The 15151-nt window shown below is 75.9% G+C and carries 12 protein-coding genes; 7 read left to right on the top strand and 5 right to left on the bottom strand.

Features of this window, described 5'->3' with window-relative positions; translation table 11 throughout:
* Window positions 1-235 precede the first annotated feature (235 nt).
* Genes ACZ597_RS11235 through ACZ597_RS11225 form a run of 3 tightly spaced genes read left to right on the top strand, consistent with a single transcriptional unit; the run spans window position 236 to window position 4754 of the window.
* Complete coding sequence (locus ACZ597_RS11235; RefSeq protein ID WP_471327877.1) at window positions 236-1063, top strand: FAD binding domain-containing protein; 828 nt, start codon at window positions 236-238, stop codon at window positions 1061-1063.
* Window positions 1060-3786 carry a molybdopterin-dependent oxidoreductase gene (locus tag ACZ597_RS11230; RefSeq protein ID WP_471327876.1) on the top strand — a complete coding sequence of 909 codons (2727 nt, stop codon included), beginning with the start codon at window positions 1060-1062 and terminating at the stop codon, window positions 3784-3786. Before ACZ597_RS11235 ends, ACZ597_RS11230 begins: the two co-directional genes overlap by 4 nt.
* Window positions 3783-4754, top strand: a complete 972-nt coding sequence (locus ACZ597_RS11225) for an antibiotic biosynthesis monooxygenase (RefSeq protein ID WP_471327874.1) — start codon at window positions 3783-3785, stop codon at window positions 4752-4754. The genes ACZ597_RS11230 and ACZ597_RS11225 overlap by 4 nt, the downstream gene beginning before the upstream one ends.
* Here the strand turns inward: ACZ597_RS11225 and ACZ597_RS11220 are convergent.
* The gene (locus tag ACZ597_RS11220) at window positions 4743-5252 is read right to left on the bottom strand and encodes an SRPBCC family protein (protein ID WP_471327873.1); all 510 of its coding nucleotides are present in this window, start codon (window positions 5250-5252) and stop codon (window positions 4743-4745) included. The two genes, ACZ597_RS11225 and ACZ597_RS11220, sit on opposite strands and share 12 nt — an antisense overlap.
* Before the next feature lie 70 nt (window positions 5253-5322).
* On the bottom strand, window positions 5323-6330 hold the full coding sequence (locus tag ACZ597_RS11215; RefSeq protein WP_471327871.1) for an NUDIX domain-containing protein: 1008 nt from the start codon (window positions 6328-6330) through the stop codon (window positions 5323-5325).
* A 254-nt stretch (window positions 6331-6584) separates the two neighbouring features.
* Here ACZ597_RS11215 and ACZ597_RS11210 point away from each other — a divergent pair, with 254 nt between their 5' ends.
* From ACZ597_RS11210 to ACZ597_RS11200, 3 genes are all read left to right on the top strand, one after another.
* Window positions 6585-7061: a hypothetical protein gene (locus ACZ597_RS11210; RefSeq protein WP_471327869.1), complete on the top strand. Its 477-nt coding sequence runs from the start codon at window positions 6585-6587 to the stop codon at window positions 7059-7061.
* Window positions 7062-7247: 186 nt separating this feature from the next.
* On the top strand, window positions 7248-8990 hold the full coding sequence (locus ACZ597_RS11205) for an RNA ligase family protein (protein ID WP_471327868.1): 1743 nt from the start codon (window positions 7248-7250) through the stop codon (window positions 8988-8990).
* A complete protein-coding gene (locus ACZ597_RS11200; RefSeq protein ID WP_471327866.1) occupies window positions 8990-11851 on the top strand; it encodes a poly(A) polymerase in 2862 nt (953 codons plus the stop codon). The genes ACZ597_RS11205 and ACZ597_RS11200 overlap by 1 nt, the downstream gene beginning before the upstream one ends.
* A gap of 21 nt (window positions 11852-11872) precedes the next feature.
* On the opposite strand, the gene ACZ597_RS11195 is transcribed toward ACZ597_RS11200, so the two are convergent.
* On the bottom strand, window positions 11873-12790 hold the full coding sequence (locus ACZ597_RS11195) for an NADP-dependent oxidoreductase (RefSeq protein WP_471327978.1): 918 nt from the start codon (window positions 12788-12790) through the stop codon (window positions 11873-11875).
* A 151-nt stretch (window positions 12791-12941) separates the two neighbouring features.
* Window positions 12942-14018 (bottom strand): RNA ligase (ATP), encoded by a 1077-nt coding sequence (locus ACZ597_RS11190; protein ID WP_471327864.1) that lies wholly within the window; start codon window positions 14016-14018, stop codon window positions 12942-12944.
* Window positions 14019-14158: 140 nt separating this feature from the next.
* On the opposite strand from ACZ597_RS11190, the gene ACZ597_RS11185 reads away from it, so the two are divergent.
* On the top strand, window positions 14159-14287 hold the full coding sequence (locus tag ACZ597_RS11185) for a hypothetical protein (RefSeq protein ID WP_471327863.1): 129 nt from the start codon (window positions 14159-14161) through the stop codon (window positions 14285-14287).
* 40 nt (window positions 14288-14327) lie between these two features.
* Here the strand turns inward: ACZ597_RS11185 and ACZ597_RS11180 are convergent, their stop codons facing one another.
* Complete coding sequence (locus ACZ597_RS11180) at window positions 14328-15053, bottom strand: peptidoglycan-binding domain-containing protein (RefSeq protein ID WP_471327862.1); 726 nt, start codon at window positions 15051-15053, stop codon at window positions 14328-14330.
* Between the last annotated feature and the right edge of the window lie 98 nt (window positions 15054-15151).

Below are 15151 nucleotides of genomic sequence, written 5' to 3'. Positions count from 1 at the left end.
CAGGGAACGCCGGGGCCCGGCATGCGCCGAGGGACACGGCCCAGGGCCACCGGGGACCCGCGGCCGGCATGGCGGGGCCGCCCCCTCAGCCCTATCCTGAAAAGGATCTCCGCGCCCGCCGGCCCGCGTCCCGTTCCCGGGAGGTCCGGCCCCGGCGTCCGAACGCCGATGCCGCGGCCCACCGGCCCCGCGGGTGACCGTCCGCGATCTCCGTCGTGAGGGAGAGCCGGTCCCCATGGATCTCAACACCATCACCGAAGTCGTCCGCCGCCCCTCCGGCCACCCGGGCGCACTCTGGCGCGAGGGCGACGCCTGGCTCGCCGGCGGAACGTGGCTGTACTCGGCGGAGCAGCCGCACCTGCGGCGCCTCATCGACCTGACGGCGCTGCCCTGGGAGCCCCTCGTCCCCGGTGACGCGGGCCTGGAGATCGGCGCGACCTGCACCGTCCGCGACCTGTACGCGTTCCGGCCGCCGTCCGAGTGGACCGCGGGAGCACTCATCCCGACGGCCTGCGAGGCGTTCCTGTCCTCGTTCAAGGTCTGGAACGCCGCCACCGTCGGCGGCAACATCTGCATGTCCCTCCCGGCCGGGCCGATGATCACGCTCACGGTCGCCCTGGAGGCCCGGTACGAGCTGTGGGGCGCCGACGGGTCCGTGCGCACCGTCGACGCCCTCGACTTCGTGACCGGCAACAACCGCAACGTCCTCGGCCCCGGCGAACTGCTGCGCCGGGTCGACGTCCCGGCGCACGCCCTCGGCAAGCGCGCCGCGCACCGCCGCTTCACCCTGACCCGGCTGGGCCGCTCGACGGTGTTCCTGATCGGCACGCACGCCCCCGGGACGGACAACCTGCTGCTCACCGTGACCGCCGGCACCACCCGGCCCGTGCGGTTCGCCTTCGACCACATGCCCGACGCCCTGACCCTGCGGCAGAGCATCGACGCCGTCCCCGCCGACGTCTGGTTCGCCGACCCCAACGGGACCCCCGACCACCGCAGGCACCTGACACGGCACTTCGCCGAAGAGATCCGGCGCGAACTCGTCACCGGGGGCCCGGCATGACCTACCTCGTCAACGGCAGGGACTTCGAGCAGGAGCCCGCTCCCGGCCAGTGCCTGCGCACCTTCCTCCGCTCCCTCGGCCACTTCGGGGTCAAGAAGGGCTGCGACGCCGGGGACTGCGGCGCCTGCACGGTCTGGCTCGACGGCGTCCCCGTCCACAGCTGCATCACCCCCGCCTTCCGCGCGGAGGGCCGTGCGGTGACCACCATCGAGGGGCTCGGATCGCCGGGCGACCTGCACCCGGTCCAGCGGCGGTTCCGCGACGCCCCGGGCTTCCAGTGCGGCTTCTGCACCGCCGGGATGATCATGACCTCGGCCACCTTCACCGAGGCCCAGAAGGCCGACCTGCCCAGGGCCCTGAAGGGCAACCTGTGCCGCTGCACCGGCTACCGCGCCATCGAGGACGCCGTGAAGGGCGTCGCGCACGTGGAGACGGCCGCGCCGGGCAGGGCGGTCGGGACGAGCGTCGGCGCCCCGGCGGCCGAGGACGTGGTGACCGGGCGCGCCGAGTTCACGATGGACACCCGAGTGGAGGGCATGCTGCACCTGAAGGTGCTGCACTCGCCGCACGCCCACGCCCGGATCGTGTCGATCGACAAGGGGCCGGCGCTCGCGGTGCCCGGGGTGCTCCGCGTCTACTCGTGGGAGGACGTCCCGCGCAGGCGCTTCACCACGGCGATCCACACCGACCACCTCGTCGATCCGGACGACACGTACATCCTCGACGACACCGTCCGCTTCGTCGGCCAGCGCGTCGTGGCGGTCCTGGCCGAGACGCCCGGCGCGGCGGAGGAGGGCTGCCGGAAGGTTGCCGTGGAGTACGAGGTGCTGCCGGCGGTGTTCGACCCCGAGGAGGCCATGGCCGACGGGGCACCCCAACTGCACGGCTCGGAGGACCCGTTCGTCCGCGACAGCGTCCACAACCTGCTGCTGGAGATCCACTCGCACATCGGCGACGTCGACGCCGGGTTCGCGGCGGCCGACGTCGTCCACGAGGGCACGTACTCCTCCCCGCGCGTGCAGCACGCCCACCTGGAGACCCACGGGTCGATCGCGTGGATGGAGGACGGCCGGCTGGTCGTCCGCACCAGCTCCCAGTCCCCGTCGATCGCGAAGGTCAAACTGGAGTACCTGTTCGCGCTGCGCCCGGACCGGGTCCGCGTGTTCTGCAAGCGCGTGGGCGGCGGGTTCGGCGGCAAGCAGGAGGTCATCTCGGAGGACCTGGCCGCGCTGGCCGCGATCGACACCGGACGGCCCGTCTGCTACGAGTTCACGCGCGAGGAGGAGTTCACCACCGCCTCGCCGCGGCACCCGATGAAGCTGACGGTCAGGCTCGGCGCGAAGGCGGACGGCACGCTCACCGCCTTCCAGGTACGCAACATGTCCAACACCGGCGCGTACGGCAACCACGGCGGCGAGACCCTGTACGCGGGCGGCGCCGCCGTCATGATGTACCGCTGCCCCAACAAGAAGTACGACGCCTACTCCGTCTACACCAACACCGTTCCCAGCGGGGCGCTGCGCGGCTACGGGATGACCCAGCCGGCCTTCGCCGTGGAGTCGGCGATGGACGAGCTGGCACTGGCCCTGCACATGGATCCGCTGGAGCTGCGCCGCCGCAACATCGTGCGCCCGGGCGACCCGCTGGTCGCGATGCACGACGGCCCCGACGACGTGATGTTCAACGAGGACGGGCTCGGCAAGTGCATCGACCTGGTGGCCGGCGCCCTGGCCCGTACCGCCGACCAGCCCGCCCCCGGCCCCGGATGGCTCGTCGGGACCGGCGTGGCGAGCTCGCTGCACGAGACGGCTCCCCCGACCGAGCACATCTCCGAGGCCTGGATCACCCTCGGCGACGACCTCGTCTACGAACTGGCCGTCGGGACGGTCGAGTTCGGCGAGGGGACCTCCACCGCGCACGTCCAGATCGCGGCCAACCAGCTGGGCACGACGCCCTCGCGGATCCGTCTGGTGCAGTCCGACACCGACCGCACGGGGTTCGACACCGGCGCCTTCGCCAGTGCCGGGCTGTTCGTCGCGGGCAACGCCGTGCTGCGGGCGGCGAACGCGGTGCGCGACCGGATCGTGGAGTTCGCCGCCGCGCACACCGGCGTCCACGTGGTCATGTGCACGATGGAGGACGACCACGTCGTCTGCGGCGACGACCGCGTCCCGCTGTCCGAGCTCGTCGCCCTGGCCCGGGCGCGCGGCATCCGGTTCACGGCGGCCCGCAAGGCGTACGGCTCGCCGCGCAGCGTCACCTCCAATACGCAGGGGTTCCGCATCGCCGTGCACCCGGTGACGGGCGAGATCCGGATCCTCTACAGCGTGCAGGCTGCCGACGCCGGCGTGCTGATCAACCCCGAGCAGGTACGGGGCCAGGTCGACGGCGGCGTCACGCAGGGCATCGGGTTCGCGCTCACCGAGAACTTCATGGTCGACGCGGCCGGCGCCATGGCCAACCCGAACCTGCGCAACTACCGCATCCCCAGCTACGCCGACGCGCCGCGCACCGAGGTGCTCTTCGTGAACTCGGCGGACTCGGTCGGGGCCATGCACTCCAAGGGCATGGCGGAGTGCTGCATCAACCCGGTGGCCCCGGCCCTGGCGAACGCGCTGCGCGACGCCACCGGAGTCCGCTTCCGCGAACTGCCCCTGACCCCGGAGCGGATCTACAGCCGGCTGGGTGAGAGCAGTCCGGCGTCGACGGGTCCGAGACGATGAGCACCGGCGCGCAGGCGGACGCCTCGGCCACGGTGATCATCGGCCGGAAGGTGCTGCCCGGCAGGGAGCGGGAGTACGAGGAGTGGCAGAACGGGGTCAACACCGCCGCGGCGGACTACCCCGGCTACCTCGGCGCCGAGGTCTCCCCGCCGACGCCGCTCCAGCCCGACTGGGTGATCGTCTACCGGTTCGACTCGATCGCCCACCTCCAGGCGTGGATGAACGGGGCGACCCGGCAGCGGCTCCTGGACGTCGGCGAGAAGTACTTCGACGGCCCCGCGACCCAGCAGGTCATCAGCGGCGGCTCGCAGCCGACGGACCCGCTGGTGACCGTCGTGGTCAGCCACCACGTCCACCCGGGCCAGGTCGACGAATTCCTCGCCTGGCAGCGCCGCATGAGCCACGAGGAGAGCAAGTTCGAGGGCTACCGGGGCAGCGAGGTCTTCCGCCCGGTCGAGGGCCTCCAGGAGGACTGGACCACCCTGTACCGCTACGACAACGCCGAGCACCTCGACGCCTGGCTGACCTCGGCCAAGCGGCAGGAGGTGCTCGCCGAGGGCCAGAAGTTCAGCGAGTTCAAGCTGCGCACCATCGACAACTCCTTCGGCAGCTGGTTCGCCTTCGCGGAGAACGGCAGGGAGGCGCCGCCGCCCTCGGAGACGAAGACCTCCGTGGCGGTCTGGGTCGGCCTGTACCCGACCGTGGTGCTGCTGACGCTGGCCCTGTCGCCGCTGAAGATGCCGCTGTGGCTCGGACTGCTGGTGGGCAACCTGCTGTCGAGCTTCCTCATGAGCTTCCTCACGATGCCGCACTACGTGAACCCGCTGCTCAGGCGGTGGCTGCGGCCGGCCGAGAACGAGCCCCCGGCCCGGACCAACCTCATCGGCCTCGGGATCGTCGCGGTGGTGATGGCGTTCTGGGTGCTCGTGTTCTACCTCGTGACGACCCGGATCTGGTCACTTCCCTGAGCCGGGCCTGCCCGGATCGGGCTCGGGCAGCGGTGCGCCGGTCTCCAGGAGCGTCTTGATGCTGGAGACGAGCATCGGCCAGGCGGCGGAGCACATGCCGATGAGGGTGCCGCCCGGAGTGAAGCCCTCGTGGCGGACGGTGAGGCGGGCGAGGGTGTCCCCGACCGGCTCGATCTCGTACGTCACCCTCGTGCGCGGTTCGGCCGCCAGCTCGGCCCGCAGCTCTTCGGCGATCCCGGCGGAGTCCGCCCACTGGGTGCTGAAGGTGTGCCAGGTGTAGGAGAGCCGGCGGTCCGGGACGCATTCGAGCACGACCTGCTCGGGGTCGCTGGTGCGGGTACCGCGCTCGACCCAGTCCATCGTCGAACCCACCGCCCAGTCCGTCTCGAAGGTCAGGTCCCAGTAGCGGCGGGTGTACGCCGGGGCGGTGAGGGCCTGCCAGACCCGGGCGGGGTCGGCCTGGATGTACACGGTGTAGTCGATCGCGCTGTCGCTCATGGCCCCATGCTGCGGGACCGGCCGCCGCGCGCCCGGCATTGGCGGGCCGGGCATCGGCCGGCCGGGCCCCTCACCAGCGCAGCCCCTGCTCGGGGAGTTCCGCGGGCGGGGTGCGCAGCGGGGCGGGCAGGCCGAGGTGGGTGCGGGCCGCGTGCACGGCGGCGAGCTCGTCCCGCCCGGCCGGTCCCCAGTCGCTGAGCTCCCGTACCTGCTCGGGGGTGGCCAGCAGCCGGGCGTACGCCGGGTCCGCGGCCGGGGACAGCGACGTGAGCCGGGCCGCCGTACGGGCCAGGGCGCCCCGGTCGGCGTACCGGTAGCCGAGCGGCAGCGCCCCGACGGCGGGCTCCGCCCGGGGGGCGGGCAGGTGCGCGGCGCCGGTGGCGCGGGCGACCAACAGCAGCACCCGGCCGTCGGGGGCGAAGAGCCAGCCGGTGTGGTCCCGTACGGGCAGGTGGGCGGGGACGGGGCCCGGGTGCCAGGAGCCGTGCTGGGGGGTGCGCCGGCTGCGCAGGACCCCGAGCCGGTCCAGGGCGGTGGGGGCGGTGGGGCGGCCGTCCTCCAGCAGGGCGGGGCCGGCGCCGTTGATCCGGGCGCGGAGGGCGGACAGGGCGCGGCGGGCGTCGCCCGGGTCCATCAGGGCGGGCAGGTCGGCGGGCTCGGCGAAGTCGATGCCGGTGATCTCCTGCGCGGGCAGGCGGACGGACCGGATGCGCTCGGGGGTCCAGGTGCCGCCGTCGTAGACGTGCAGGATCTCGCCGGGGAAGCGCATCTCGGGCGGGATCCCGGGCACGTCGGCGGGGATCCAGTCGACGGCGAGCCCGCGCGGGTAGTGGCCGTCGACGCCGAGCTCCTCGCGCATCTCGCGGGCCGCGGCCGCCGAGGGCGCCTCCCCGGCGTCCACCGCGCCGCCGGGGAGCAGCCGGTCGGGGCGGTAGTCGACGGTCTGGACGAGGACCCGCCCGTCGGGGTCGGTGACGAGGACGGTCGCTCCGGTCCAGAGGGCGGCGCGCGAGGCCCCGTACTCCGCCGGGGTCATCCAGGTGCCCGCGCGTCCGGGGTCGTCGGTCAGCTGCGGCATCGGTACTCCGTTCACCGTGGGTGGACCAGCCGCCTGTGCAACAGCGGGCCGGGCCGCCGGGTTACGGCGGTTCCCCCGGCTCCCGCCGGTTCCCCTTTGCCCGCGCCATACCTGCTTATTGCCGCGTTATGTCGATCTCGCTACGGTCCGTCCTGCGGACCGGTGGTGTGAAAGCGGCTGGTCCGACCACGTACGCTCACCCGTCCGTGTGAGCGGGCGCGACCTGCGGCGTCCCGTTGCGGCAGGGTGGGCGGATGCCGTCGCGCCGGACCCTGCCGCTGCCCCTGTCCCTGTGCCTGCTGCTCGCCGTGCTGGTGGCGGCCACCGGGTGCGTGACCGTCCGGCCGCCGGGGAAGCCGCCCGCGCCGGCGCGGACCGTGTGGGCGCCCCGGGTGCTGGGCGGCCTGCCGCTGGGACAGGTGCCCGAGGCGGCGGCGCCGTCGCCCGCCGCGGCCCCCGCGGAGCCTGACGACCCGCGGCCGGCCGGCGCGCGGCCCGCGCCCGCCGTCCCGCACCGTCCGGGGCCCCGCTCGGACGACCGCCCGCCGCGCCGCGCCGCCCCCGGCCGGCCCGCCCGCCCGGCCCACCGGGCCCCCGCCCCCAAGCCCCGCAAGCGTCAGCCCGCGCGCCCCGCACCCCGTCCCGCGCCGCAGCGCTCGTACGACATGAGCCACCTGTGCGAGGCGGCCCACGGCGTGGTGGACCCGGCCATCGTCGCCATGTGCCGCTGACCGGACGGCGCCCGGACCGGCCGGACCGGGAACCGATCGGGCCCGAGGCCGCCCGCTTCCGGCACGCCGCCCGTCGAGCGGGTCACCGGGGGGGACGACGACCTGACCGGGCGCAAATCGGGTGGATGCTCCGGGTCCGGATACCTAGAGTGACCTGGCACCCCGTCACCCGACCTGGAGCCGGTCATGCGTACGCACTACCCCCGCACGGCGCACCTGCCGTGGTCCCCCGGTGCCACGGCGGACGACGTGCGCGCCGGCGGTACGTCGGCGCTGGCCGGGCGCGAGGTGGTCGTCACCGAGAAGCTCGACGGGGAGAACACCACCCTGTACGCGGACGGGCTGCACGCCCGCTCCCTCGACTCCGCCCACCACCCCTCCCGCGCCTGGGTCAAGGGCCTCCAGGGCCGGATCGGCGCCGCGATACCCGACGGCTGGCGGGTGTGCGGGGAGAACCTGTACGCCCGCCACTCCCTCGCCTACGAGGAACTCGACAGCTGGTTCTACGGGTTCTCGGTGTGGGACGGCGACCACTGCCTCGACTGGGACCGCACGCTGCGCTTCCTCGGCCGCCTCGGCGTTCCCGCGCCGCGCGTCCTGTGGCGCGGGGTCTACGACGAGCGGGTCCTGCGCAGGCTGCGGATCGACACCACCCGCCAGGAGGGCTACGTCGTGCGGACCACGGCCGGCTTCGACCGCGCGGACTTCGGCCGGTACGTCGCCAAGTGGGTGCGGGGCGGGCACGTGCAGACCGGCACCCACTGGATGTACGCGCCCGTCGTGCCCAACGGGCTCGGCCCGGCCGCGCCGCTGTGGGCGGTCCGCTCCGGCTCCGAGCCGGACCCGGCCGGGCTGCTCGCCGCCCTCGGGGTGCCCGAGCCGGCCGACGCGGCCGCGGAGCGGACCGTCGCCGAGGTCACCGCCCGGCTCGACGGCGCGGGCCGCACCGGGGAGGCCCGGCTGGCCGGCGTACTGGCCGCCGCGCTGCACCGCGAGCCGCGGGCCGCCCTCGGGGCGCGGCTCGCGGCGGGCCCGCTCGGGATGCGGACGGCGCGGCGGGTGGCCGACCTGGTCGGGCTGTACCCGGCGCTGCGGCGGCCGTTCCCCGAGGAGGAGCGGCGGGCCGGGCTGGTGCGGATGGCGGCGGCCGCCGACCTCGGGGTGCTGCACGCGCTGGCCTCCGCCCTCCCGGCGACGGCCGGGGAACTGGAGTGCGCCGAGTGGTCGGCGCTGTGCGCCGAGGAGGCCGGCCTGCTCGGCCCGGACCCGCTCGGCGGGCTGCGGGCCGGACTGCGCGAGGCCCTCGCCGGGCTGGACGCCGACGCCGCCGACCGCTGCTGGGCCGAGACCCGCGAGGCGTTCGGACGGGGCTCGCTCTCCACGGCCGAGGAGGCGGTGGCCGCCACCTGGCGCTGGCGGGACGGGTCGGCGTACCCGCGCCTGGTACAGCTGTGCGGGCCCTCGGGCAGCGGGAAGAGCACCTTCGCGCGGAGCCTGCCCGGGGTGGACGCGTACATCGCCCTGGACGACCTGCGCGAGGCCCGGGGGGCGCGCGCCGACCAGCGGGCCAATCCGGAAGTGCTGCGCGAGGGCCTGGAGCGGCTGGACCGGGCCCTGGCCGCCGGGGGCACCGTGGTGTGGGACGCCACCTCCCTCACCGAGCAGCAGCGCGGCCTCGCCGGTGCCGTCGCACGGCGCCGCGACGCGCTGGTCACCCGGGTGGTGGCGCTGGTCGGGGAGGCGGAGCTGGCGCGGCGCAACGCCGTGCGCCCGCACCCGGTGCCGGAGCCCGTACTGACCGCGCAGCTGCGGCGGTTCAGCCCGCCGTACCCGGGCCGGGCGCACCGCACCCGGTACATCGGGGCGGCCGGCACGATCGAGGACACGACGGGCGGCCTCAGGGACGCCGGCGAGGGGGACGACGTCTGATGCGTACCAGTGAGCAGCTCTACCACCAGGTCCGCTGGGACCCCCGGTTCGACCCGGCGCGGTTCACCCTCGGCCTCCTGCAACGGGGGGCCGCGCCCAAGCGGATACCGCTGCCGTCCTTCGTGCCCGGCGGCGACATCCCCTGGCACCGGGTGCTGTTCGTCGAGGCGGACGGCGAACTGGTGTGGGACCGGGCCACCGGGGTCGACCTGATCGACTCGACCCCCGCCGGACGGGTGCGGGAGCAACGGCTGCTGAGCGCCCCGTTCTTCACCGCCCGGACCCCGCACGCCTGGGACCCGGCGGCCGGCGGCTGGCGGCCCGTACAGGCCGGACCGGCCGCGCGGCCTCCGGCGAGCGTGCGGCTGCTGACCTGGAACACCCTGTGGGACCGCTACGACGCCCCGCGCATCGCCACCGCCCGTCGCAGGCCCATGCTGCTGGCGGACCTGGCGGCGGCCGCCGCCGACGTGATCGCCCTCCAGGAGGTCGAACCGGCGCTGCTGGCGCTGCTGCTGGCCGAGCCGTGGGTGCGGGCCGGCTACACCCTGGGCACCGACCCGCGGGGTACGGACGTCGCGGACTACGGGCTGCTGGTGCTGAGCCGGCTGCCGGTGCGGGAGGCGGGGCTGCACGCGCTGCGCCCGCACAAGGCGGTCACCGCAGTCACCGTGGACACCGCGGGCGGCCCGCTGGTCGTCGCCGCGACGCACCTGACCAGCGACCACACCGAGGACGGGGCCGGCCGGCGGGAGGGGGAACTCGCGCGCCTCGCCGAGGGGCTGGGCGGGATCGACGCCGGGGTCGCGCTGCTCGGCGACTTCAACGACGGCCGCTCCGGGGACGGGGGCCCGGCCGTCGCGCTGGGGCTGCGGGACGCGTGGACCGAGGTGCACGGGCCGGGGGACGACACCCCGACCTTCGACCCGGGGGTCAATCCGCTGGCGGCCGTGGGCTCGCTGTCGGGGCGGGCGGCACGGCTGGACCGGATCCTGCTGGGCCCGTCGGGCGGCGCCCGGGTGCGGTCGGCCGGGCTGAGGGGCGACTCCCCGGGGCCGGAGGGGCTGTTCGTCTCCGACCACTTCGGGGTCGAGGCCACCGTGGAGTACGCGACCCCGGACGCGGCATCGGATGCCGTATCGGACGCGGGGGCCGCGCGGTGCCGCGTACCGGCGTCGGCGCGGACGGCCGTGGCGTGGCTGGCACCGCCCGACCCGGCGGTCGGGGAGCTGCGCCGGGCGCACGACCCGCAGGCGGACCGCTGGCCGGCGCACGTGAACCTGCTGTTCGGCTTCGTGCCGGAGTCCTCCTTCGGGGAGGCGCTGCCGCTGCTGGCGGAGGTCGCGGCGGGCACCGGGCCGTTCACCGCCCGGCTGGAGGGGGTGCACTCCTTCGGGCACCGGGAGGGCGCCACGCTCTGGCTGGACCCGGCGGCGGGCCCGGACGGCGACGCGCCGTGGCGGGAGCTGCGCCGCGCCCTGGCCGACCGGTTCCCGGGCTGCCGGGGGCACGCCGAGGGCTGGACCCCGCACCTGACGCTGGGCCGCAGCGCGGATCCGCGGCGGGCGGAGCGGGAGTTCACCGAGCGCCTCGGGCCGGGCGGGCGTGCGGCCCGGGTCGGGGAGCTGGCGGTGCTGTCGCGGCGCGGGGACGGGCCGATGCGGGTGCGGGCGGTGGTGGAGCTGGGCACCGCCACGGTGCGCCTGCCCCGGCCGGAGGCTCCGGCGGTGCCCGACGAGGTGCCGGGTGCCGCCGAGGAGCTCGCGGCGCGGATCGCGGCGGCCCTGCCCGGGGGCCGGGTGCGGACGGCGGGTTCCCGCCGGATGGGCTGCGCGCTGCCGGGGGCCGATCTGGACCTGGTGGCCGTCCTGCCCGGGCCGGCGGACGCCGCCGGGGTGCGGGCACGGGTGGCGGCCGCGCTGCCGGGGGCTCGGCGGCTGCGGGAGGTGACGGGCGCACGGGTGCCGGGGCTGCGGCTGCACGCCTCCGGGCTGGACGTGGACCTGGTGCTGGTCGGCGCCGGGGCGCTGGACCCGGACGAGGCCGTGGCCCGGCGCGCCGAGCTGGGCGAGCCCGCGGCGGTGGCGCTGAGCGCGCTCGACGACGCCGACGCGGTACGGGAGTCCGTGGGCGCGGAGCATGCCGCCTTCGCCGGGCTGGCGCGGGAGGTCAAGGCCTGGGCTCGGGCGCGCGGGCTGGACTCGGCGCCCTTCGGGGGGCTGCCGGGACTGGCCTGGGCGGTCCTCGCGGCGCGTACCGTCCGCGGGGCGGTCCGGGACGGCGGGGACCTCTCCCCCGCCGCGCTGCGGCGGGAGTTCTTCGGGACCTGGGCCGCCTGGGACTGGAGCGGGCCGGTGTCCCTGTTTCCGGCGGAGGGCGCGGGCCGCTCCCCGTCGGGCGACCCGGTGACGGTCCTGACGCCGTGCGCGCCGGTGCGCAGCTGCACCGCGCAGGTGGGGCCCGGGATGCGGGACCTGCTGGTCCGGGAGCTGTACCGGGCGTGGGAGGTGCTGGAGGCGGATCCCGAGGGCCTCGGCCGGCTGATGGCGCCGCCGCCGCTGCACCGGCGGCACGCGGCGTGGGCGGTGGTGACCGTACGGGGCGGTGCGGCCGGGGAGTTCGAGGAGCGGCTGGGCCGGGCGCGGGGCAGGATGCGGGCCCTGCTCGCCGGGCTCCCGGACGGCCATGCCTGGCCCCGGCCGTTCGAGCGGACCGCCACCTTCGCCCGCTACGCGGTGGGCCTGGGCCCGACCCCGCCGGACGCCGCCGCCCTGTCGGCCCTGGCCGCGCCGTGGGCGGCGGCCCTGCCGGGGGTGGAGGTCGCGTGGGCGGCGTCGGGCGAGGTGCCGGACCTGCTCTGAAGGCCGTCCGGCCGGCCGGTCTCACACCTCGATGACGATCTTGCCGGCCGTGTGGCCCTTCTGGTTGAGGGCGAAGGCGGCCGGGAGTTCGACGAGGGGGAAGGTCTCGGCGACCGTGACCTCCAGGCGGCCCTCGTCGGCGAGGCGGCCCAGGGCGGCGAGGTCCGCGGAGTCGGGGCGGACCCACATCCACTGGCCGCCCGCCCCCAGGACCGTGTGGTCGGCGATGGAGGCGTGGCGTCCGCCCTCGGCGAGGACGGCGCGGGTGACGTCGAGGACGCCCCCGACGAAGTCGGCGACGACGGTGACGCCCTCGGGGGCGAGGGCGCGGACGCGGTCGGTCAGGCCGTCCCCGTAGGCGACGGGTTCGCAGCCGAGGCCGCGCAGCCGGTCGTGGTTGCGCGGGGAGGCGGTGCCGATGACCCGGGCGCCGAGGGAGCGGGCGATCTGGACGCCGAGGGAGCCGACGCCGCCGGCGGCCCCGTGGACGAGGACCGTGTCGCCCCCGCCGGTACCGAGGCGGGTGAGCAGCTGGTAGGCGGTGAGGCCGGCCAGCGGCAGGCCGGCCGCCTGCCGCCAGTCGAGCGAGACGGGCTTGGCGGCGAGGCAGCGTACGGGGACGCTGACGAACTCGGCGAAGGTGCCGCCGTGCACCCAGTCCTTGCGGGCGTACCCCATGACCTCGGCGCCCACCGCGAACTCGGGGGCGTCGATGCCGACGCGCTCGACGGTCCCGGACACGTCCCAGCCCGGGATCACGGGGAACACGGCGTCCATGAGGCCGTCCAGCCCGCCCGACATGATCTTCCAGTCGACCGGGTTGACCGCGGCGCAGCGGACCCGGACGAGGACCTCGCCGGGGGCGACCTTGGGCACGGGCAGCCGGGTCTCGGCGAGCACCTCCGTCCCGCCGTACGCCCCGTACGCCATGGCCCGCATGGTGCCTTCGGTGTCCTGCGACATGGATGCGGCCTCTCCGTCTACCCGAACCGGTGGAAATCGCCCCTTCTCCATCCCACCACGGAAGGCCGCCCGCGCCGCTGACCGCAACGCCGCAGGCCCGTCCGCTGCCGGGCCCCGCGGCACGGGGTCACTCGTACTCGGTGCCGCCCTTGCGCGTCAGGTAGGCCGGGCTGACCGCCTTCGCGATGGCCCGCCCGCCGGTCACGGGGCTGTACCGCTCGGTCGCGGGCCGGATGACGACCCCCTCGCGCAGGTGCAGGCCGCGCCCGGAGACCGTCTCCCGGCCGCTCGCCAGCTCCAGTACCGCGGCCAGGGCGTACGGTCCCTCGAAGAGCCGGGGCACCAGCGGGAGTTCGCCGTCCCGGAGCACCTCCTGCGGGTCCAGCCAGCGCACCTGGCCGTCGATCTCGGCGGACACGTCGAAGACGGCGTATCCGGACGGCGCGTCGGCCGTCGCGGCCGGGACCCCGTACGCCAGGTCCTGCACCCCGGTTCCGTACACCTCGCCGAAGACGCCGATCCGGCTCGCGCCCAGCCGCTCGGCCAGCCGGGCCGCGGCCTCGGCCACGCCGTGGCCGCGTACGGCGCGCCAGTAGACGTTGCGCTCGTCCTCCTTGAGGGCCAGCCCCTTGGCACCGACCCCCTTGGAGGAGACCAGGACCCGCCCCTCCCCGGCCACGTAGGTCAGCAGGCAGGCCGTGCCGTGGAGTTTCTCCGTCAGGACGACGGGCTCCCCCTCCTCGAAGATCCCCGGGTAGCGCTGGAGGTTCTCGATGTCCACCCACGGCAGCAGGCCGGGCGCGGCCTCGACTTCTCCGGCCATCGTCGTGGGGACGGGCGGGGACCACTTGACGATGCCCAGCGCCTCCGCGAAGTCGGTGCCCTCCTCTGCGGCGAGGGCGAGGTCCACGCCGGCCAGGGCGCGGGGCCGGCAGACCAGGCCCTGCGAGAGCTCCCCGCGCAGCCGGACAGCCCTGACCCGGTCCTTCGAGCTGCCGGCGAGGCGGCCCGTCAGTCCCAGCTCGTCGATCAAGGCGGCCGGAAGAACGGCCTGTTCGGGTATGTAGAGGGCCAAGTCGCCGGTGCGGTAAGCCCCTTTGGCGACGACGGCGCGGTACAGGCCCACCTGGGCCAGCTCCAGCGCGTCTGCGTCGGGGTGGTCGTGGACGGTCAGCTCTTCGACGGTGACACGGAGGGTGGACATCGGCGCCTCCTGGGACGCGGTGACGGGATCGGAGTTCCCGGCCACTCTCGGCTCCGCCATTTCCGCTGGTCCAGCGGATTTCGGGGTGTTAGCCTGCGCCGCCTGGGACGGCATCCGCCGTTCCCCGCAAGGAGGTTCACATGCCGCGTCGCCCCGTCACCGTCGTCACCGGAGGCAGCCGAGGCATCGGCGGGGCCATCGCCTGGCCGCTGTCCGCGGACGCCTCGTGCACGACGGGAGCGGTGCTGCGGGCCTCCGGCGGGCGGTGACCCGGACCGCCCCGGGCCCCCGCCCCGGGCGGGCGCGGCCTCAGCCGAAGGCCGCCCGGGTGGCCGGGCCGTAGACGCCGCTCGGGTCGCCCTTGATGTCCCGGTCCCGCTGGAGCTGCGCGACGCCGCGCTTGGTCTGCCCGTCGTAGACCCCGGTCACCCGGACGTACGTGAACCCCTGCCCGTACAGCCGCTCCTGGAGGGCGGCCACCTCGGGCCCCTTGTCCCCCGGGCGCAGCGTCCCGGACGAGGCCGGGTGCTTCGCGGGCTTGCCCGGGGTCGGGGAGCCGGTCGCCGGCTTCGCCGAGGACGGGGGCGCGGAGGGGGACCGGGTGGCGGCGGAGGCCGAGGGCTTCACGGTGGCCGTCTGGCCGCGCACCTCGGCGTCCCCGGCGCCGGGGCTGCGGGCGGGCAGCGCGGGCAGGGCCAGGTCGGGGCGGGCCGCGGCCGGCGGGGGCTCCGGTTCGGGCCCGCCCAGCAGGAACACCAGCGCGCCCGCCCCGGCCAGCGCCAGCAGCGCGAGGGCGGCCGGTGCGAGCCGGCTCCCCCGCCGCGCGGGCGGGTGTACGGGCTCCGCGGCGACGGGGCCGGCCGGGGGCGCCGGCGGGACGGGCGGGAGCGGCTGCGTCGACTCCTCCGGCGGCTCCGGCAGCGACGGCCAGTCGGGGTACGCCGAGCCGTACGGGCCGTCGGGGACGGCGACGTAGGGGCGTACGAAGTGGCGGTCGTCGGGCTCGGGCCCGTTCTCATCGGGGTGTGGGGACATGGTTGTCTCCGGGCGCGGACAGGGGGCCGGTGCGGCGGTGCGGAACCGGCCCCCGTCCAGCCGGTCAGGCCCTGCGCCGCCGGGCGGCGGGGGCCGTG

This window comes from Streptomyces sp. NPDC040718 (assembly GCF_055593565.1).
Note: the sequence above shows the minus strand (reverse complement) of the source record. Positions and strands in the feature narration are given on the sequence as shown.